Here is an 18,778-nt window from a genome sequence, read left to right on the forward strand (position 1 = left end):
GTCGGCTGCCCCACTCGGAGCGCGCCGCAGCGCGGCGCGTCGCGTCACGTCGCGCCAATCCGCGCGGCCCACGGCGCCGAACCCCCATCGACGGGCGACTCGCAGGCCCGCGGATGCGGAGGCGCCCCATGGAGGCGATGACGAACGTCGTGCCGAGCCAGAAGCGGTTCCGATGGTGGGCGTGGGCGGCCCTGGCGGGTGTCGTGAGCGCGGGGGTGTTCCTCGCCGCTGCGGAGCTGGCCGCGCTGCTCGTCGCACGCGACGGGAGTCCGATCCTCGCCGTGGGCTCGTTCGTGATCGACATCGTGCCGCAGCCCGTCAAGGAGTTCGCGATCGCGACCTTCGGCGAGCTCGACAAGGTCGCGCTCCTCGCGGGGCTCGGTCTGGCAGTGCTCGTCGCGTCGGCGGTCGCCGGCGTGCTGCAGCTCGTGCGTCCTCCGCTCGGGTCCGTGGCCCTCGGTGTCGCGGGCGCGCTCTCCGTCGCGGCGATCGTGACCCGCGCGGCCGCGACGCCCCTCGCGTTCGTGCCGCCCGTCGTGGGCACTGCGGCGGGCATCGTGGCGCTGACGTTGCTCGTGCGGCGGCTCCGGCGCTGGCGCGACGGCGCGCAGGGGGCGGATGCCGCGGCGGCCGGGCTCGGTCGGCGGGGCTTCCTCCGGTTCGCCGGCGTGGCCGCGGCATCCGCCCTGCTCGTGGGGGTGGGTTCCCGCATCGTCGCCGCGGCGGGGTCGTCGATCGCCGCGATCCGGGACGCCGTGAAGCTGCCCGCGCCCCGCACGACGGTGGCGATTCCCGAGGGGGCGGAGCTCGACATCCCCGGCCTCTCGCCGCTGTACACCCCGAACGCCGACTTCTATCGCGTCGACACGGCGCTCACCGTGCCGGAGATCGACCCCGCGAGCTGGCGCCTCACGATCGACGGCATGGTCGATCGACCCGCCGAGCTCACGTTCGACGACCTCGTGGGCATGGGCCTCGACGAGTACTCGGTCACGCTCACGTGCGTGTCGAACGAGGTCGGGGGCGAACTCCTCGGCACGGCGAGGTGGCTCGGCATCCCGGTGCGCGAGGTGCTGCGGCGAGCCGGCCCGCAGGCGGGCGCCGACATGGTGCTCTCGCGGAGCGTCGACGGCTTCACCGCGAGCACGCCGCTCGCGTCGCTCACCGACGACGGGCTCGACGCGATCCTCGCCGTGGGCATGAACGGCGAGCCGCTGCCGCTCGAGCACGGGTTCCCGGTGCGCATGGTGGTGCCCGGGCTCTACGGCTACGTCTCGGCGACGAAGTGGCTCACCGCACTGAGGGTCACCACGTTCGCCGCCGACGAGGGGTACTGGACCCCGCGCGGCTACAGCGCGACCGCCCCGATCAAGCTGTCGAGCCGCATCGACACCCCGCGCCTCGATCGGGCGATCCCGGCCGGCCCGACCAAGATCGCGGGCGTCGCGTGGGCGCAGCCCGTGGGCGTGGAGCGCGTCGAGGTGCAGCTCGACGACGGCGAGTGGCGGGCCGCTCGGCTCTCGACTCCCATCAACGGCGCGACCTGGGTGCAGTGGGTCGTCGACTGGGACGCGACGCCCGGCACGCACTACGTCGCTGTGCGTGCGACCGACCGCGACGGGCGGCTGCAGGCGGAGGAGCGCGCGCCGATCGCGCCCGACGGGTCCACCGGCTGGCAGCGCACCCTGCTTCGCGTGCGCTGATCCGTCAAGCCCCTGTTCGCGATTCCGGCCGCGACGGGCCATCTGCTTACACTGTGCAGATCTCGCGCCCCGTGCCGTCCGCGCGGGCCGTAAGGAACGTCATGCCAGGTCTCGATCGCTCATCCCTCACCACGGACGATCCCGAGGTGGCCCGGCGTGCGTTCGGCCCCATGGTTCCCCGGCTCTCGTTCGGACGGGTCGATCCTGCGGCGTTCCGGGTGCGGCTGGGCTTCGACGTGGCGCCGAGCTTCACCATCATCGAGTACGCCTTCGCGGCGCCGGCGGCGACCGTCGCCGGCTCCGACGACCTCGTCGTCATCTCCGCGAAGGGCCGCGGGTTCGAGCTCTGGCACGGCCGGACCATGGTCGATCCTCGCCTGCCGTACCTGCAGGCCGCGGAGGGACTCTCCGCGAAGTGGGACACCGTCGCAGCCCGTGCGACGATGCTCGATCGTTCCCGCGTCGCAGAGGTCGCGCGATCGGCGACGGGCGACGCGGGCGCGCGGCTCGAGGACATCGGGCTCGCACCCGTCAGCGCCGCACTCGGCCGCTCCTGGGAGGTCGCGGTGCACCGCGTGCGCGGCGCGATGTGGAGCGCGCCCGAGGCGTTCGCCGAGCCGATCGTCGAGCAGGCCGCATTCCACCGGCTCGCGATGGCGTACCTCGCCGCATTCCGGCCCGACTGGGTCGACGCGGCAGGCAGACGGGCGCCGGTCGGCGCCCGCTCGCGGGTCGTGCGCGTCGCCCTCGAGTTCATGCGGGCCCACGCGGCGGAGCCGATCACCGTGCAGCACGTCGCGGATGCCGTGCACATCACGACGCGCGGCCTGCACGCCGCGTTCGTGGCCGAGCTCGGCTCCCCGCCCTCGGACGTCCTGCGCGGCATCCGCCTCGAGGGGGCGCGCGACGAGCTGCGATTCTCGGAGCCCGGGGTCGCGGTGTCGACGGTCGCCCGGCGCTGGGGCTTCGTGCACCTGTCGAGGTTCGCCGAGACCTACGGCCGCACGTTCGGCGAGAAGCCCTCGGAGACGCTCAGGCGCTGATGGGTTCGCGGCGGCGGCGGGCGGGCGCTGGCGGGGCGGCCGGAGCCGACTGCTCGCGCGGCTCCGGCACGATGAAGAGCCCCTCGGTCGATGCGGCGGCCTGGGCGAGCAACTCGAGCCAGTCGCGGTTGAGGATCGGGTGCCGGCTGCCCGAGTAGACGAACTCGAGCGCCACCGACGGTCCCATCCACGCGACGATCTGGCGTCCGTCGACCGTCGCCGTGAACGCGAAGCTCTCGCGTCGACGCAGCTTGCTGATGACGACCACCTGCAGGTGGGCGAGGGTGCGGTCGTCGAGGGGGATCGAGGTACGACCGTTGTAGATGAGGGTTCCCATCGCGCCTCCGAATGCGTCGACCGTCGTGGTCGATCCAGTGAACGTGATCACGGCATCGAGGCCGCGCGGCGAAGTTCCCCCCTGGCTCCGTCGCGCGGCCTCGGCCGCAGTTCCCACGCTACGGCCGAGGGGCGTTCGGCGCGCACGGATGCCGCGAGGTGTTCCGTTCGCGGATAGTGCGAGGTGCCGACCCGGGGCACGCGTTCGCCCCCCAGCGGGTCGCGGCGGGCATCGCCTGGGTCGCGTCGACGTCTACCGTTGCCTGACCGGCGGATGATGCGTGCCCCGGTGGATCTCGTACAGGCGGGCGTGGCCCGGCGAATCGGGGTCGTCGACGATCGGCTGGTCGGCCATGAACAGGCGGATCAGGTGGGCGAGCTCGCCCGGGTGACTGAAGTTGATGGCGTGCGCCGCTCCCTCGATCTTGACGACGAGCAGGTGGTTGTCGGTCATGCGCGCGATCTCCTGCACGCGTTCGGGGCTCGGCATCAGCGGGTCCCGGTCGCCCAGCACCACGAGCGTCGGGATGTTCAGGGCGAGCAGCCGTTCGAGCGACGGGTACTGCGTCAGCGCCCGGAACATCCGCACGGTGCTGGGCACGCCGAAGCGCAGGTAGTCCGGTGTCGCCACGGTGACCATCTTGGGCGGCTCGCGGCGGCCGTCGCGAGCGAGCTGCCCGATCGCCCGACGCAGCGGCTGGTTGTACTTGCCGCCCGCGGGCGAGACGAGCACCGCGCGGTCGAGGCGGTCGGCGTGGTGGTGCGCGAACTCCAGGATGACCGGGCAGCCCATCGAGTTGCCCACGAGCGTGGCCTTCTCGACCCCGCGGTCGTCGAGGAACCTCGCGGCGGCGTGCGCCAGGTCGGGCACGTCGAGGGTGTTCACCGCCTTGCCGCTCCGCCCGAACCCGGGGAGGTCGGGGACGAACGTGTGGAACTCGTCGGCCAGCAGCTCCGCCGTCGGCAGGAGGTACCGGCCCGACAGCCCGAAGCCGTGCAGGTGCATCATCACGGGGGCGCCGGGCGGCGGCACGGGCGATTCGCGGTAGAAGACGTCGATGCCGTCGACGGTCGTCCAGCGTTCGGCGAGGCTCGAGGCCGGATGCCGCGGCTGGTGGCGGTGCCGACGGCGGGTCTCGTTCGACTCGGACGATCCGCTCGACCCGGTCGGTCTGCTCGATCCGCTCGACTGGCTGGTGCTCGGGGGCATCGTCGACTCCCATCCGTCAGGGCGATTCCCGACGCTTGGGACGGTCGCAGAGCCTCGAGGCGAAGTCAAGGGTCCTCCGACCCATCGCGCGCCGTCCGCTCCACCCCTCGGGACCTGCCCGACCGGACGTAGGATCGGGACACCACAGCGCTCGCGGGAGATGAGACCGATGCCGAACCACGACCCGGAACGCCTCGCCGAGCTCGAGGCCGAGCAGCACGAGCTCGTCTTCCCCGCGTTCGATCACGCCGACGCCTGGCGCCTGGGCTGCCGCATCACCGAGACCGCGCTCGAGGCCGAGCACCCGGTGGTCATCGACATCCGCCGGCCCGGTCTCGTGCTGTTCCGGGCAGCGCTCGCCGGATCGGCCCCCGACCAGGAGGAATGGGTCCGCGGGAAGTCCGCCGTCGTGTTCCGCATGGACGCGAGCACCGCGCTCGTCGCCGAGCGGCTGGCCGCCCGCGGGATGGACCCGACGCGGGGCTGGCTCCCGTTCCCCGAGTACGCCGTCGCGGGCGGGTCGGTGCCCGTGCGGGTCGCGGGTGTCGGCGTCGTGGCCGCCGTGACCGTCTCGGGCCTCGCCTCCGACGATGATCATCGCCTGGTCGTCGACGGCATGCGCGCGTACCTCGACGAGGTCGCGGGGGCGGATGCCGCGGGCGACGACGGTCGGTGACCCGCGCGCGTGACGGGCGTGCGGCTCCGGTGGGCCCGGCCGACGCCGACCGGCCGTTGGCGCGAGCCCGCGCTGCGGCTGCTCACGACCGACGAGCGGAGGCGCTGGGAGGCGATCCCGTTGCCGGAGCGGCGTGACCGGTTCCTGCTCGGACGGCTCCTCCTCCGGCAGGCGGCGGCGGAGCTGTGCGGCGTTCCGATCGACGCCGTGCGGGTGCGGGCGGAGTGCCCTCGCTGCGGGGGGCCGCACGGGCGGCCGACCATCGAGGGCGTGGGCGGCCGCGCGCCGCATGCGAGCCTGTCGTCCACGTCGGGCCTCGTGGTCGCCGCCGTGCTCCCCGCGGAGCTCGGCACCGCCCTCGGAGTCGATGTGGAGCGGGCATGGCCGGGTCGCGAGCGGCGTGCCGCCATCGACGCACTCCTGCCGCCCACTCGGTGGCCGGATGCGGGCGGCGTCTCGCCGCTCCGCCGCTGGACGCGCGCCGAGGCCGTGCTCAAGGCGGACGGACGCGGACTGCGCGTCGAGCCACGGCTGGTGTCGGTGCACCGCGTGCGCGGCCGGCTCGTGGCATCCGTCGGCGACGAGCCCGTGCGCTACGACCTCGTCGATCGCCGCATCGGCGGCACCGGGCGCCTCGGCGGTCTCGGCGGCGGCGCCCGCCGGAGCAACGGAACCGGCGCGATCCTCAGCGTCGCCGTCGCGCGCACCGAGCGGTGACGCCGGCGCCGCCGCAGTGACGTCAGCGGGGCCCGGCGTGCGGCAGGGCCGGGAGCGCCTTCGCGTGCAGCCAGGCGTCGAAGAGCGGATGCAACGACATCCCGGTGCGCGCCTCGGCGAGCTCGACGAACTGCGCCGTCGACGCGGTGCCGTGCCGGTGCCGCGTCGTCCAGTCGTGCAGCAGGTCGAAGAACGGGGTGTCGCCGATCGTGAGCCGCAGCGCGTGCAGCGTGAGCGCGCCGCGCTTGTAGACGCGGTCGTCGAACATGCGAGCCGGGCCGGGGTCGCCGATGACGAGGTCGGCGGGCAGGTGCGAGAGCGCGACGCGGAACTGGTGCGCGAGGGCGTCGGCGCTCACCGACCCGGATGCCTCCGACCAGATCCACTCCGCGTAGCAGGCGAAGCCCTCGTTCAGCCAGATGTCGCGCCACGCCCCGATGCCGACGCTGTTGCCGAACCACTGGTGCGCGAGCTCGTGGGCGACGAGCCGCTCCGATCCGCCGCGCCCGTCGGCGTGGTTCGAGCCGAACACCGCCAGTCCCTGGGCCTCGAGGGGGATCTCGAGCTCGTCGTCGGTCACGACGATCGCGTAGGAGGCCATCGGGTAGGGCCCGAACGCGCGCTCGAAGACCGCGATCATGCGCGGCACGTCGCCGAAGTCGGCGCGGACCTCGCGCTCGATGCGGCGGGGGAAGGAGACCGTCGTGGGCACGTCGGCGGGTGAGAGGTCGAGCGAGGCGTACCGGCCGATCTGCACGGTGACGAGGTAGGTGGAGGTGGGTTCCGGCTGCTCGTAGAGCCAGTGGCCGCGCCCGCCGGCCGCGTGGTGGCGCGCCAGTCGCCCATTGCAGACCACCCGATACGCGGCATCCGTCTCGACGCGGATGCGGTACGCGGCCTTGTCGCCGGGCGTGTCGTTGCAGGGGAACCACGTGGGCGCGCCCGACGGCTGCGAGGCCACGAGGAGTCCGTCGTCGAGCTCCTCCCAGCCGAGCTTCCCCCAACGGGTGCGGCGCGGCTGCGGCGCCCCCGCGTAGTCGACGACGACCTCGAAGGCGTCGCCCTCCGCGAGCGGCGCCTCGGGAGTGACGCGGAGCTTCGTGGCGGTCTGCCGGAAGGCGGCCCGGCGCCCGCCCACGAGCACCCGTGAGACACGGAGCCCGAGCAGGTCGAGGCTGAAGCGGGCGAGCGGCGCGGTCGCCGTGGCCGCGATCGTCGCCGTCGCCGTGAGGCGGTTCGTGGCGATGCGGTACCGCAGGTCGAGGTCGTACGAGCGCGTGCGGTAGCCGCCGTTGCCGCTCGCGGGGAGGTAGGGGTCGCCCGCGCTCTCCGCGCCGAGGCCGGTCGTCGGCATCAACGGACCCGCACGTGGTAGTCCGCGGTGGACACGACCCGCCACGGCCCGATCGGGTTGCCGCTCCACCTGCTGCCCACGGGCACCTCCTCGCCGCGCATCACGAGCGACGCGGGTCCGACGGTGGCGTGGGCGCCGATGCGCGCGGCCGGCAGGATGACGCTGTGCGGCCCGAGCGTGGCCCCGGCTTCGAGGGTGACGACATCCATGCTCATGATTCGATCATGGAAGAGGTGCGTCTGCACGACGCATCCGCGATTCACGGTGGACCCGTCGCCGAGGCGCACGAGATCGGCCTCGGGCAGCCAGTAGCTGTCGCACCACACGCCCCGCCCGATCGAGGCGCCGAGCGTGCGCAGCCACAGGGCGAGCGCCGGGGTGCCGGCCGCCGACTGCGCGAACCACGGCGCCGCGACCATCTCGGTGAAGGTGTCCGACACCTCGGTGCGCCACACGAAGCTCGACCACAGCGGGTGCTCGGCGACGCGGATGCGGCCCACGAAGACCCACTTGGCGAGCGACGTGACGGCGGCGGCGACCGCGCCGGCCAGGAGCATGACGACGCCGCTGAGCAGGATCGTGGCGATCGGTCCCACCCACGACAACAGCGCCGCGAACGTGAAGAACACGGCGAGCCCGATCCCGCAGGTGACGATGACGGGCAGGATGCGGCAGAGCTCCCACAGCCCGCGGGCGACGCGCAGGCCCGGGGTCGGCCGGTACGTGCGGGACTGGTCGCCGGCGACGTTCGCCCGGCGCAGGCGCATCGGCGGCGACCCGAGCCACGACGACCCCGGCTTGGACTTCACGGGCGCCGCCGAGAGCACCGCGACGAGGGCGTCCCGCGCCACGCGGTGCCACGGGGCGGCCATCCCCGAGTTGCCCAGGAACGCCCGCTTGCCGATCCGCGCCGGTCCGATGACCATCCACCCGTCCTGCAGCTCGTACGAGGCGACCATGGTGTCGTCGGCGAGGAACGCGTGGTCGTCGATCGTGGTCATCGACGGGATCAGCAGCACCGTCGACGCCTCGACGTCGCGGCCGACCTTCGCTCCCAGCATCCGCAGCCAGATCGGCGTGAAGAGACTCGAGTAGAGCGGGAAGAGCAGGGTGCGCGACGCGTCGAGCAGCCGTTCGGTCGTCCACGCCTGCCAGCCGATCCGGCTGCGAACCGGGTGGCGTCCTTCGCGGAGGCCGATCGCGAGCAGGCGCACGAGCACGACGACGCTGCCCGCGAACACGACGCCGGCGAGCAGGGTGGCGGGCACGAGCCACGCCGCTGCACGCAGCGCCGCCTCGCCGAGGTCGGCGGCGCCCCGCATCCCGAGCGCGATGAGGGCGCCGCCCGCTCCGAAGGCGACGATCGGCAGCAGGCCGAGGCCGAGGGATGCCGCGGCGTACGCCCACACCCAGCGGGTGCGGCGCGGCGGCTGCACGCGGTCGCGACGCGGCGACGCGGCCCCGACCCGCTCGGCAGGGGAGCCCGCCCAGTACTGCCCCGACGGCACTCGGCCGAACACGGCGGATCCCGGGCCGATCTCGGCGTACTTGCCGATGCGGGCTCCGGGCAGGAGCGTGCTGCGAGCGCCCACCGTGCTGTGCGCCCCGATGCGCATGCGTCCGATCCGCACGACGTCGCCGTCGATCCAGTAGCCGGCGAGGTCGACCTCGGGTTCGACTGCGGCGCCCTCGCCGATGGTGAGCATCCCCGTGACCGGCGGCAGCGTGTGCAGGTCGACGTCGCGGCCGATCGTCGCGCCGAGCGCGCGGGCGTAGTAGCTCACCCACGGCGCCCCGGCGAGTCCCACGGCGCCGATCTGGTGGGCGATCTGGTCGGCGAGCCACATGCGCATGTGCACGGAGCCGCCGCGCGGGTGGTCGCCGGGCTCGACGCCGGCGAGCAGCATCCGCGCGCCGGCGACGGCGATGGCCATCCGCCCGAACGGGGTCACGAACACGAGGAGGCCGATGACGAGCAGCCAGAGCGGGATGACGGGGAGGAACGCGAACACGTCGCCGAACCAGGAGAGGACCTGGGTGGCCGTGAGCAGGTAGAGCAGCCAGCGGACTCCGCTCAGGATGAAGAGCGGCACGCCCGCGAGCGTCTGCAGCCACTGCGTCGAGCGGGGAGTGGGGGCCGCCCGGCTGAACTCGGCGGCGTCGTGATCGGCCGCCGTCGTGCCGACCCGGGCGTCGAGCTCGGCTGCCATCGCGGCGAGGCGCGGGTAGTCGTAGATGTCGGCGACCGTGAACTCGGGATCGCGGACCCGGATGCGGCTCACGAGCTGCGCCGCGGCGAGCGAGCCGCCGCCGAGGTCGAAGAAGCTCGCGTCCGGCCCCGACGCCGGCAACCCGAGCACCGCCTGCCACTGCTCGGCGAGCCAGGCGGCTGTCGTGCCGCCCTCGTCGACGATCGGTGCGGCGGATGCCAGTGGCCACGGCAGTGCCGCACGGTCGACCTTGCCCGAGGTGCGGGTGGGCAGTTCGTCGACGACGGCGAGGACCGGCACGATCGCCGCCGGCAGCTCCTCGACGAGTCGCGCCCGGGCAGCCGCGGTGTCGAAGCCCGCCCGGTCGGCGACCGAGAGGTACCCGACGAGCACCTGGTTGCCGGCCTCCGTCCGGCGCACGGCCGCGGCCGCCCCCGTGACGCCGGGAAGCGCTTGGAGCGCCGCCTCGACCTCGCCGAGCTCGATGCGTCGGCCGCCCACCTTCACCTGGTCGTCGGCCCGGCCCTGGAAGACGAGGCCCGCCGGGTCGAGCAGCACGAGGTCGCCGCTGCGGTACGCGCGGTCCCACTGCAGTGACGGCAGGGGCGCGTACTTCTCGGCGTCCTTCGCCGGGTCGAGGTACCGGGCGAGGCCGACGCCGCCGATGATGAGCTCGCCCACCTCGCCGTGCGCCACGGGGTCGCCGGCGCCGTCGACGACGGCGAGGTCCCACCCGTCGAGGGGCAGGCCGATGCGCACGGGAGCCGAGCCGTCGAGCAGGGCGGCGCACGCGACGACGGTCGCCTCGGTGGGCCCGTAGGTGTTCCACACCTCGCGGTCGGGCGAGGCGAGCCGCTCCGCGAGCTCGGGCGGGCAGGCCTCGCCGCCGAAGATGAGCAGGCGCACGTTCTCGAGGGACTCGCCCGGCCAGAGCGCGGCGAGCGTCGGCACGGTCGAGACGACGGTGATGCCGTGGGTGATGAGCCACGGACCGAGGTCCATGCCCGACCGCACGAGCGAACGCGGGGCCGGCACGAGGCAGGCGCCGTGGCGCCACGCGAGCCACATCTCCTCGCAGGAGGCGTCGAACGCCACCGACAGGCCGGCGAGCACGCGGTCGCCGGGGCCGAGCGGCGCGCCTTGCAGGAACAGGCGGGCCTCCGCGTCGACGAAGGCCGCCGCCGAGCGGTGCGTGACCGCGACGCCCTTGGGGGTGCCCGTCGAGCCCGACGTGAAGATGATCCACGCGTCGTGCCCGATGTCGGGCGAGGTGACGATCGGCGAGGCGTGGGTGCTCGGGTGGGCGGGCTCGCCGTCGAAGAGGGCGACCGTGCGCGTCGGCGCCGGGTGCTCGGTGCGCCCGACGAACTCGCCGCTGCCGCCCACCACGCCGACGACGTCGGCCTCGCCGAAGACGAGGTCCGCCCGCTCCTGCGGGTCGTCGGCGTCCACGGGAACGTACGCCGCGCCGGCCGCCATGATGCCGAGGATCGCGACGTAGAGCTGGCGCGAGCCCGACGGCATCCGCACACCGACGCGATCGCCCGGGCGCACGCCGGCGGCCGAGAGACGGGCTGCCGACCGCACGACGGCCGCCATGAGCTCCCGGTAGCTCAGCCCGCCCGAGGGGTCCTCGATCGCCGACGAATCCGGATGCTCCGCGGCGGTCTGCCGCAGGATGTCGAGGAGCGTGCGCGGCGGCGGGGCAAGCGCCGACCGGTCGAACACCCCGTGGGTCGGATCCATCCGGTCACTCCAAGCAGCCGCTGCGGCTCATGGCGCGCCACCGGATGCGCCGCGCCGGGCCTCGAGGCGAGCGTAGCCCGCGCTCGCGACCGGCACGGGGAGCCGGACGTTGCGCGTCGGAGAACCCTTGGGTCGCCGGTGCCTACTGCGAGGGGTTCGGCCCCCGGCCGATGCTCAACCACTCATCGGCCCCGCCATCCTGATCGTCGGAGCCGCGGCGGCCGGCTGCGGCATCCGCCTGCTTCATCGCCTCGAGCTGGCGGTCGACCTCCGACTGCGCGCTGAGCGCCGACAGCTGGCGTTCGATGTCGGCGTCGGGGGCGGCGGTGAGATCCTGCAGCGCGCCGCTGGAGAGCAGCTCGTCGGTCGCGGCGGCACGGGCCTGCATCTGGGCGACGCGGTCGCGCGCGCGGTCGAGGCTGGTGCCGATGTCGTTCATCGTCGAGCCGATGCCGGCGACGGCCTCGTTGGCGCGCACCTGCGCCTCGGACGCCGTGTACGTCGCCTTGATCGTCTCCTTCTCGATGCGGAACGCGGCGACCTGCTCGGCGAGCTGGCGCTCGCGCGTCTCCAGCTGCGCCGTCTGGTTCTGCAGCGCCGTGTACTGCTGCTGCAGGGCCGCGACCTGGCGCTCGATCAGGGAGCGGCGCTCGAGTGCGGCGCGCGCGAGGTCCTCGCGACCGTGGCCGAGCGCCTCGTGGGCCTGGCCGGCCAGCCGCTGGTAGCGGGCGCCCAACTCCTGCCCCTGCAGGTCGATCCGCTTCTTCGCGGTCGCGACCTCGGAGAGCGCTTGGCGCACCTGCTGCAGCAGCTTCAGCTGCTGCTCGTAGCTGTCGTCGAGCGTCTCCCGGGGGTCCTCCATCTTGTCGAGGGCCTTCGAGGTCTTGCTCCGGAAGATGGTGCGCATCCGGGAGGAGTTGCTGTTGCTCATGATCGGGTCCCCTTGTCTCGAACGATGGATGCCGCCGTCGTCGACGGCGGGGTCGGCGCGAATCGGTCGTCGCCTCGGTTGAGTCGTTGCAGCTCGAGCACTCCCGCGTGCAGCGCGGCGACCTCGCGGTCGACGTCCGCGTGCAGCGCGGTGAGCGTGTCGTCGGTGGGTGCCGTGAGCCCGGAGGCGACGGCCGCGCGAAGCCGGCGCACGAGCCCGACGACCTGGTCGACGCGGTGGCCGGCCGCGGGAAGCTCGTCGGCGAGGACGGTGGCGTCCGTCTCGCTCTCCATGAGCCGCAGCTGCAGGTCGAGGGCGGTGCCCTCTTCGCGGATGCGGCGGAAGAGCCGGGGAAGCTCGCCGCGCGCGCCGTTGGACTGGGCGGTGAGGTCGACAGCGGCCTGCCCGCTGTCGAGCGCCTCCCCGAGGCGCACGCGGAGCGCGAGGACCTTGCGCTGGGGACCGGAGGCGAACCGGGCCCGGGTTCGCAGCATCGCGCCCGCGAGGTTGCGGTTGCGGCGGATGCGTCGCACCACCCACCGCACGAGCAGGACGACCGTCGTGACCGAGACGGCGACGATGACGAGCAGGCTGACCAGGATCCAGAGGAGGACGTCCATGCTCACCACCCCCGCGGTGTCATGGCGGAACTGCTGGCTGTGGTGATGGACACCGATGCGGCGTCGAGGACTGCGCGACTGGCGCGCATGCGCCCGCCGCCTGAGACGCGCCGACGTTCGAAAATCGGGTCCATGTGTCCGCCTCCATCCAGCAGCGCCGTCGCTGAGCCGTCGCCTCGAAACGCGATATAACGCAAATGTACGCCCGCTCTCGCCCGACCGTGAGGGGGCGGAGGAAATTCGGAGGGAAGCCGGCGGCGGCCGAGTCGGTCGGTGGCGGCGCAGCGAAGGCCCCCTGCAGGGCAGGAGGCCTTCGTGTGGTGGGCGAGTGCGTCGCCGGTCGGTGTCCCGAGATCAGCGACGGTCGCCGCGGTCGTCACGGTCGTCGCGGTCGTAGAACTCGCGGCTGCCGGCCTTGGCCAGGCCCCGGCTGATCATGTATCCGATGGTGAGCAGCGTGGCGAAGAACCAGACCTGCTCGGCCCCGAATCCCTGTCCGTCTTCGTTGCTGTCGACGAGAGCGGAGGCGATGAACATGCCGACGAGGATGACGACGTAGGCGATGAACTCGGTGGTCTTGAACGCGGCCTTGGTCTCGGTCGAGAGCCTGGTGACGGCGTTGCGGGTGGTGGTGCTCATGTGATTCGTCCTTGCTGCATCAGTGGTGCTCGTCAGTGCGAATTGCACCGAGGACAATGCAAGCAGGCGGGCCCGGATCCGACGAACTTGCCCCGACCCCTTGCTTTCAGGCCCGATCAACGGGAGAAACCGGCACGGCCGGATCGGGCGCCGGATCAGCGATCGAGCTGCAGGCGTCTCCAGGAAAGCGCGCAGAGCGCGCCGAAGACGAGCGGCACCGTCGGCACCAGGAGCAGCGCCTCCGTCGGCACGGATCCCGGCGAGATGGCCCACAACGCGGGAGCGACGATCGGCAGCCACGTGCCGAAGTCGGCGACCGCGAGCACCTGGGCGACGACCATGATGACGATGGTCGCGCCGATCCCGGGCAGCAGTCCGCGCCCGATCGTCGCCGCCCAGGCCGCCGGCACCGCGATGAGTGCCGTGAGCGCGGCGAGCACGGGCACGCGTGCGATCTCGCCGAGGCCCGCGGCATCCGTCGCCCCGAAGCCCATGGCGAAGCCCAGCACGGCGATCGCCGCCGTGAGGAGGACGGCGACGCCTGCCGCCCAGATTCCGAAGACGGTGAGCTTCGCGAGGGCGATCGTGGCGCGGGAGACGGGAAGGGCGAAGAGCGCCGAGACCGTGCCGTCGGCGAACTCACGGCCGAACATCCAGCTCAGCGCGATGCCGAACGCGCCGAGTCCGCCCGCGGCGGTGACCTGCACGACGACGCCGACCAGGCGCGCCCAGCCGTCGAGCTCGGCGAGTGGGCCGAGCTTGGCGAGCACCTGCTCCTGGCCGGATGCCGCGGCGAGCAGCATCCCGACGGCGATCGCGGTCACTCCTGCAAGGAACAGGACCGTGATCGACAGCATCACCCGGGACGCGGCGGCCTTGCGCGCTTCGAAGGCGAGCGCGACGCCGAATCCGTGGAACGCCCCGTTCATGCCGCGCTCCGGGCGCGGTCGTCGGCGTGCACCGCGGCGAAGAACGCGCGCTCGAGGTCGACGCCGGCCGGGTCGAGCGCGCCGATCGCGCGCCCGTCGTTGATGACCGTGATGCGATCGGCGATGCGCGCGACCTCGTCGAGGTGGTGGCTCGAGACGAGCACCCCGGCTCCCGCCTCGACCCGCCGCAGGAGCGATTCGCGCAACAGGATGACGCCCGCCGGGTCGAGCGCACTCGTGGGCTCGTCGAGCACGATGACCTGCGGGTCGTGCGCGAGCGCGGCGGCGAGCCCCACCCGTTGGCGGTTGCCGAGCGACAGCCGGCTCGTGCGCACGTCGGTGTATCGGGCGAGGTCGAACTCGGCGATGACCGCGGCGACGGCGGCGGTGGCCTCCTGGCGGCCGAGACCGTGCAGCCGTGCGGCCGCGAGCAGGTTCGCGCGCGCGTCGAGCTCGGCGTAGGCCAGGGGAGTGTCCACGAGGTGCCCGACCCGCCGCCACGTCGCGGGGCCCGCCTTCCGCACGTCGACGCCATCGACGCGCACGTCGCCGGCGTCGGGGCGCAGCATCCCGAGCAGCAGGCGCATGAGCGTGGTCTTCCCTGCGCCGTTGAGGCCGACGATCGCGTGCACCTCGCCCGGCGCGACCACCAGGTCGATGCCGTGGACGCCCGCGCCGCCGCGGAACTCGCGCGCGAGGGCGCGCGCCTCGATCCGTGCCACGGGCCCGCTCACGACGCCACCTCGATCACGTCGAGGGCTCGCTCGATCGCGTCGGCCAGCGTGCCGCGCTCGGACTCCGCCCACGAGAACAGCCCGGCGACGAGCGCCGCGAGCACGGACGCCGCGGCGACCCGTGCGACTTCGGGTGTCGCGCCGTCGGCGACGAGCTGCTCGACCACGGCCTGCTCGGTGTTGCCGGTCGAGCGCCACACGGCGCCCCGGAGCGAGGGCGTTCCCGCGGCGATGCGCACCTTCCTCCTGATGATGGGCGTCTCGGGTTCGGGCAGCGCCCGCCACGCCGAGCGGATGCCGCGGGCGGCCCGCAGGAACGGAGGCGACTCACGCGGCTCCGCGGCGATGGCGGCGGTGAGGATCGGGTCGTAGGGGTCGTCGAGCACCAGGTGCTCCTTGGCGGGGAAGTAGCGGAAGAAGGTCATCTCGGTCACCCCCGCTGCTCGCGCGATCTGGGCGACCGTGGTCTGTTCGTAGCCCTGCCGTTCGAACATGTCGAGGCCGTGTTCGACCAATGCGGCGAGGGTGCGCTCGCGCTTGGACGGGGGCGTCTCGGTCGACATGCCTGAATGTTAGTCGCTCACATTATTCGAGTCAACGGGATACCGGTTGCATGTACGGGCCCGAGTGGGACGGATTCAGGATGGTCGTGGTGTGCGACGAGGCGCTCTCGCTGTGGTCGCACCGGCCGAGTAGGATTTGCCCGACTCGGCGCAAGGGGGCAACGATGGGCCTGCTGGACAACGAAGTTCCGTCTGCGTCGCGGACGATGTCGAGGCGGTCGATGCTGCGGAGGTCCGCCGACCTGGCTGCCATTGTGGCCGCCGGCACGGTGGTGGCGGGATGCACCGCCGAGGACGCGGGTGCTTCGAGTCCGACAGGGGGCACCGGCCCGACGGTTGCATCGTTGCCCACCACGTCAGACGCCCTCTTCGCCGAGCTCGACGCCGAGATCCTGTCGGCGATGGAGGAGTACGCGGTGCCCGGCGTCGCGGTGGCGGTACTCCACGACGGGAACGAGCATGTGCGCGGCTATGGGATCGCCAGCGTCGATGCTCCGGTGCCGGTGGACGAGTACTCGTTGTTCCGAATCGGATCGACGACCAAGACGTTCACCGGGACCGCGATGATGCGCCTGGTCGATGCGGGCAAGGTGGACCTCGACCGGGCCGTGCGCACCTATGTGCCGGAGTTCACCGTCGCCGACCACGACGTGGCGGCCAACGTGACCGTACGGCACCTGCTGAACCACACCGCCGGCTGGTTCGGTGACGACCTCGAGGACTTCGGGCGGGGTGAGGACGCGATCGAGCGCTACGTGGCGAGCATGGCCGGCCTTCCCCAGCTGACGCCGCTCGGGTCCACGTTCTTCTACAACAACGCCGCAGTCGTGCTCGCGGGCCGCGTGGTGGCGAAGGTGCACGGAACGAGCTTCGAGCAAGCCATCCAGGAGCTCGTGCTCGACCCGCTGGGCCTCGACCAGACCCGGTTCTTCACCGACGACCTCGTCGGACACACCTTCACCGGCGCCCACAGCGTGGTCGAGGGCAAGGCGGTAGTGGATCCGTCCTTCTGGTATGTCCCGAGGTCGCTCAACCCGACCGGCGCCCTCATCTCGAGCGCTCGCGATCAACTGAGCTACCTGCGCTTCCACCTGGGCGACGGCACCGGACCGGATGGCCGCCGGATCCTCAGCCCCGGTTCGCTCGAGGCGATGCACTCGAATCCGGGCCCGGGGGGAACGATCTTCATCGAGATCGACGGGTACGCAGTCAGCTTCCGGTTGCGGCCGACCGCCGAAGGGGTTCGCGTCGTGCAGCACGGCGGCGATTGGCCCGGGCAGCACAGCGGGTTCCTCTTCGTTCCCGAACGGAATTTCGGCATCGCCATGCTCACGAACTCCGAGGATGGCCCGAAGCTCCTGAGTAAGTTCTTCCAAGACGACTGGGCATTGTCGCGGTTCGCCGGCGTCCACAACCTGCCGGCCGATCCCAGAAGCAGAACCGCTGCGCAGCTGGCCCCCTACGAAGGTCGGTACGACCTCGCCGAGATCGGGCCCGACGGCACCACGGCGAGGGTGACGCTCGAATTCACCGCAGAGAGCGGCCGGCTGCGCATCCGACCACTGAATCCGGATGGCACGGTGGCCGACGAAGCAGCGCCCGAGTACGTGGATTTCTACCGCGACGACCACGTGGTGGGCGCGAGCCCCCTCTCGCCCCGCTCCGACTTCGTGCGTGGCCCGAACGGGGAGGTCGCCTGGTACCGCACCAGCGGCCGGTTGGTTCCCAAGGTCGGCTAACTCTCGAGACGCCACCGGCGAGCCCGGCGGAACGACCCGCTGGCACGAAAAAACCCCCGGTAAACCGGGGGTTTTGACTGTGGCTCCGACCGGCATCGATCCGGTGACCTTTCGATTTTCAGTCGAACGCTCTACCAACTGAGCTACAGAGCCTCGCGACATCCGACCGGCCGAAACCGGAACCAGGTGCCTCGATAAGGAGAAAGCCCCTTCTCTCGAAAGGGAAAGGGCTTGTCGCCTGAGCGACCCTGACGGGACTTGAACCCGCGACCTCCGCCGTGACAGGGCGGCACGCTAACCAACTGCGCTACAGGGCCTCGATGGTGTCTGATCGACACCGGCTATTCGATTGTACTTGCTACCTCGTCGTGTGTGTGACCCCAACGGGATTCGAACCCGTGCTGCCGCCGTGAAAGGGCGGTGTCCTAGGCCACTAAACGATGGGGCCGATGGCCATGCCGGAGCACGACCGCCGAGAAGACAGCATACGCATCCTCCGGCCAGATTCCAAAACGAGGGCCGCGGATGCCGCAGCAGCGCCCCGGATGCGGCCGGCCCGGGTCGTCGGCGCGCGGTCGCCGGCATCCGCCACGCGCGGCCGAAATGCCCGGATTCACGCGGAACCCTGCATACGGTGACAGAACAACTGCCCGGATGAGAGCGAGGAGCGCGGCGCCCCGAGGGCCGCGTGGACGGGGAACCATGCACGGAATCGCAGAGCGCACGCCGACCGGCGGAACGCGAGCGCGCACGCGCCGCGACCGCTCGGCGAGCCGCTCGGGCCGGTTCGCCGCACGCGGGCGTCTCCTGCGCCGCATCCTCGCCGTGGCCGCGATCGCGGCGTTCTCGGCCACCGCGGGCGTCGTCGCGAACCCGGTCGCGGCCGTCGCCGCCGACTACCCGACGTGGGACGAGCTGCAGGCGGCGAAGGCGAACACCGCCAGCGCCGCGAAGGCCGTGGAGCAGATCAAGGGCCTCATCGCGCAGTTGGCCGACAACGTCGAGGCCACCCGTGCCGAGGCGGAGAAGCGGGCCGACGAGTTGTTCGTCGCCCAGCAGGAGTACGACGACGCGGTGCGCGTGGCCGACGAGATCCAGTCGCAGGCCGACGCCGCGGCAGCGGAGGCCGCCGAGGCCGAGCAGAATGCCGGGCAGATCGCGGCCCAGCTCTACCGCACGGGGGGTACCGACCTCGGCGTGAACCTCATGCTCGAAGCGGGCGACGCGACCGCGGCCGACGAGTTCCTCGCCAAGCTCGGCAGCATGGACAAGCTCGTCGAGCGCACCTCGGGCATCTACCGGCAGGCGAACGAGAAGTCCAACGCCGCCCAGTCGCTCGCCGACCAGGCCGAGGTCGCCCGCGGGGAACGCGAGCGGCTACGCATCGCCGCCGAGGAAGCCCTCGCGGCAGCCCAGGCGGCGCAGGCTGCGGCTGAGGCCGCGCTCGCCGAATCCGAGGCCAAGAAGATCGAGCTCGACCAGCAGCTCAAGTTCCTGCAGGACACGGAGGCGAAGACCGCCGCCGCATACGAGGAGGGCGAGCGCAAGCGCAAGGAAGAGGAGGAGCGCCGCCGGCGCGAGGCCGCCGCCGCAGCGGCCGCGGCGGCGGCAGCCGCGGCGGCGGGCGG

Annotated in this window: 15 protein-coding genes, 3 tRNA genes and 1 pseudogene; 6 read left to right on the forward strand and 13 right to left on the reverse strand. The window is 72.6% G+C overall.

All coding sequences use genetic code 11. The features are described from left to right. Positions 1–128 precede the first annotated feature (128 nt). Together EDM22_RS09745 and EDM22_RS09750 are read left to right on the forward strand one after the other, a co-directional pair. Positions 129–1,703 (forward strand): molybdopterin-dependent oxidoreductase, encoded by a 1,575-nt coding sequence (locus EDM22_RS09745; RefSeq protein ID WP_122936862.1) that lies wholly within the window; start codon positions 129–131, stop codon positions 1,701–1,703. A 101-nt stretch (positions 1,704–1,804) separates the two neighbouring features. Beyond that, positions 1,805–2,746, forward strand: coding sequence for a helix-turn-helix domain-containing protein (locus EDM22_RS09750; RefSeq protein WP_122936863.1), 942 nt, complete (start codon positions 1,805–1,807; stop codon positions 2,744–2,746). On the opposite strand, the gene EDM22_RS09755 is transcribed toward EDM22_RS09750, so the two are convergent. Beyond that, on the reverse strand, positions 2,736–3,083 hold the full coding sequence (locus EDM22_RS09755; protein WP_122936880.1) for a DUF7882 family protein: 348 nt from the start codon (positions 3,081–3,083) through the stop codon (positions 2,736–2,738). The genes EDM22_RS09750 and EDM22_RS09755 overlap by 11 nt on opposite strands. A 252-nt stretch (positions 3,084–3,335) precedes the next feature. Then, complete coding sequence (locus tag EDM22_RS09760; protein WP_122936864.1) at positions 3,336–4,292, reverse strand: alpha/beta fold hydrolase; 957 nt, start codon at positions 4,290–4,292, stop codon at positions 3,336–3,338. Positions 4,293–4,461: 169 nt separating this feature from the next. Between EDM22_RS09760 and EDM22_RS09765 the strand changes: the two genes are divergently transcribed. Continuing rightward, entirely contained in the window at positions 4,462–4,968 is a 507-nt protein-coding gene (locus tag EDM22_RS09765) for a heme-binding protein (protein WP_122936865.1), read from the forward strand. A 9-nt stretch (positions 4,969–4,977) separates the two neighbouring features. After that, entirely contained in the window at positions 4,978–5,685 is a 708-nt protein-coding gene (locus EDM22_RS09770; RefSeq protein ID WP_122936866.1) for a 4'-phosphopantetheinyl transferase family protein, read from the forward strand. A gap of 22 nt (positions 5,686–5,707) precedes the next feature. Here EDM22_RS09770 and EDM22_RS09775 read toward each other — a convergent pair whose 3' ends face one another. From EDM22_RS09775 to EDM22_RS09810, 8 genes are all read right to left on the reverse strand, one after another. Next, complete coding sequence (locus tag EDM22_RS09775; RefSeq protein WP_122936867.1) at positions 5,708–7,039, reverse strand: M1 family metallopeptidase; 1,332 nt, start codon at positions 7,037–7,039, stop codon at positions 5,708–5,710. After that, on the reverse strand, positions 7,039–10,995 hold the full coding sequence (locus EDM22_RS09780; RefSeq protein ID WP_122936868.1) for a Pls/PosA family non-ribosomal peptide synthetase: 3,957 nt from the start codon (positions 10,993–10,995) through the stop codon (positions 7,039–7,041). The genes EDM22_RS09775 and EDM22_RS09780 overlap by 1 nt, the downstream gene beginning before the upstream one ends. 142 nt (positions 10,996–11,137) lie before the next feature. Then, positions 11,138–11,926: a PspA/IM30 family protein gene (locus EDM22_RS09785; protein WP_212591931.1), complete on the reverse strand. Its 789-nt coding sequence runs from the start codon at positions 11,924–11,926 to the stop codon at positions 11,138–11,140. Beyond that, entirely contained in the window at positions 11,923–12,546 is a 624-nt protein-coding gene (locus tag EDM22_RS09790; protein WP_122936869.1) for a hypothetical protein, read from the reverse strand. Before EDM22_RS09790 ends, EDM22_RS09785 begins: the two co-directional genes overlap by 4 nt. Before the next feature lie 354 nt (positions 12,547–12,900). Continuing rightward, the gene (locus EDM22_RS09795) at positions 12,901–13,185 is read right to left on the reverse strand and encodes a hypothetical protein (RefSeq protein WP_122936870.1); all 285 of its coding nucleotides are present in this window, start codon (positions 13,183–13,185) and stop codon (positions 12,901–12,903) included. Positions 13,186–13,340: 155 nt separating this feature from the next. Continuing rightward, complete coding sequence (locus EDM22_RS09800) at positions 13,341–14,114, reverse strand: ABC transporter permease (protein ID WP_122936871.1); 774 nt, start codon at positions 14,112–14,114, stop codon at positions 13,341–13,343. Then, the gene (locus EDM22_RS09805; RefSeq protein WP_122936872.1) at positions 14,111–14,848 is read right to left on the reverse strand and encodes an ABC transporter ATP-binding protein; all 738 of its coding nucleotides are present in this window, start codon (positions 14,846–14,848) and stop codon (positions 14,111–14,113) included. Before EDM22_RS09805 ends, EDM22_RS09800 begins: the two co-directional genes overlap by 4 nt. After that, entirely contained in the window at positions 14,845–15,411 is a 567-nt protein-coding gene (locus EDM22_RS09810) for a TetR family transcriptional regulator (RefSeq protein ID WP_122936873.1), read from the reverse strand. The genes EDM22_RS09805 and EDM22_RS09810 overlap by 4 nt, the downstream gene beginning before the upstream one ends. Positions 15,412–15,575: 164 nt before the next feature. Between EDM22_RS09810 and EDM22_RS09820 the strand changes: the two genes are divergently transcribed. Continuing rightward, positions 15,576–17,150, forward strand: a complete 1,575-nt coding sequence (locus EDM22_RS09820) for a serine hydrolase domain-containing protein (RefSeq protein ID WP_212591932.1) — start codon at positions 15,576–15,578, stop codon at positions 17,148–17,150. A gap of 80 nt (positions 17,151–17,230) precedes the next feature. On the opposite strand, the gene EDM22_RS09825 is transcribed toward EDM22_RS09820, so the two are convergent. The 3 genes from EDM22_RS09825 to EDM22_RS09835 all read right to left on the reverse strand — a co-directional run bounded on the left by EDM22_RS09825 (position 17,231) and on the right by EDM22_RS09835 (position 17,598). Beyond that, positions 17,231–17,303: transfer RNA gene (locus EDM22_RS09825), tRNA-Phe, on the reverse strand. A gap of 90 nt (positions 17,304–17,393) precedes the next feature. After that, a tRNA-Asp gene (locus EDM22_RS09830) sits at positions 17,394–17,467 on the reverse strand. A 58-nt stretch (positions 17,468–17,525) separates the two neighbouring features. Next, positions 17,526–17,598: transfer RNA gene (locus EDM22_RS09835), tRNA-Glu, on the reverse strand. A gap of 254 nt (positions 17,599–17,852) precedes the next feature. On the opposite strand from EDM22_RS09835, the pseudogene EDM22_RS09840 reads away from it, so the two are divergent. Beyond that, positions 17,853–18,778 (forward strand): annotated as a pseudogene (locus EDM22_RS09840) (M23 family peptidase); the annotation flags it as partial.

Origin of the sequence: Agromyces tardus, assembly GCF_003710805.1 — a bacterium.
Lineage (GTDB): Bacteria > Actinomycetota > Actinomycetes > Actinomycetales > Microbacteriaceae > Agromyces > Agromyces tardus.

Excerpts from the sequence above, each read along its gene's own strand:
- EDM22_RS09755 (WP_122936880.1), bottom strand. The coding sequence starts at position 3,083 with ATGGGAACCCTCATCTACAACGGTCGTACCTCGATCCCCCTCGACGAC.
- EDM22_RS09800 (WP_122936871.1), bottom strand. The coding sequence starts at position 14,114 with ATGAACGGGGCGTTCCACGGATTCGGCGTCGCGCTCGCCTTCGAAGCG.
- EDM22_RS09775 (WP_122936867.1), bottom strand. The coding sequence starts at position 7,039 with ATGCCGACGACCGGCCTCGGCGCGGAGAGCGCGGGCGACCCCTACCTC.
- EDM22_RS09790 (WP_122936869.1), bottom strand. The coding sequence starts at position 12,546 with ATGGACGTCCTCCTCTGGATCCTGGTCAGCCTGCTCGTCATCGTCGCC.
- EDM22_RS09750 (WP_122936863.1), top strand. The coding sequence starts at position 1,805 with ATGCCAGGTCTCGATCGCTCATCCCTCACCACGGACGATCCCGAGGTG.
- EDM22_RS09760 (WP_122936864.1), bottom strand. The coding sequence starts at position 4,292 with ATGCCCCCGAGCACCAGCCAGTCGAGCGGATCGAGCAGACCGACCGGG.
- EDM22_RS09745 (WP_122936862.1), top strand. The coding sequence starts at position 129 with ATGGAGGCGATGACGAACGTCGTGCCGAGCCAGAAGCGGTTCCGATGG.
- EDM22_RS09780 (WP_122936868.1), bottom strand. The coding sequence starts at position 10,995 with ATGGATCCGACCCACGGGGTGTTCGACCGGTCGGCGCTTGCCCCGCCG.
- EDM22_RS09810 (WP_122936873.1), bottom strand. The coding sequence starts at position 15,411 with ATGTCGACCGAGACGCCCCCGTCCAAGCGCGAGCGCACCCTCGCCGCA.
- EDM22_RS09765 (WP_122936865.1), top strand. The coding sequence starts at position 4,462 with ATGCCGAACCACGACCCGGAACGCCTCGCCGAGCTCGAGGCCGAGCAG.
- EDM22_RS09795 (WP_122936870.1), bottom strand. The coding sequence starts at position 13,185 with ATGAGCACCACCACCCGCAACGCCGTCACCAGGCTCTCGACCGAGACC.
- EDM22_RS09820 (WP_212591932.1), top strand. The coding sequence starts at position 15,576 with ATGGGCCTGCTGGACAACGAAGTTCCGTCTGCGTCGCGGACGATGTCG.
- EDM22_RS09785 (WP_212591931.1), bottom strand. The coding sequence starts at position 11,926 with ATGAGCAACAGCAACTCCTCCCGGATGCGCACCATCTTCCGGAGCAAG.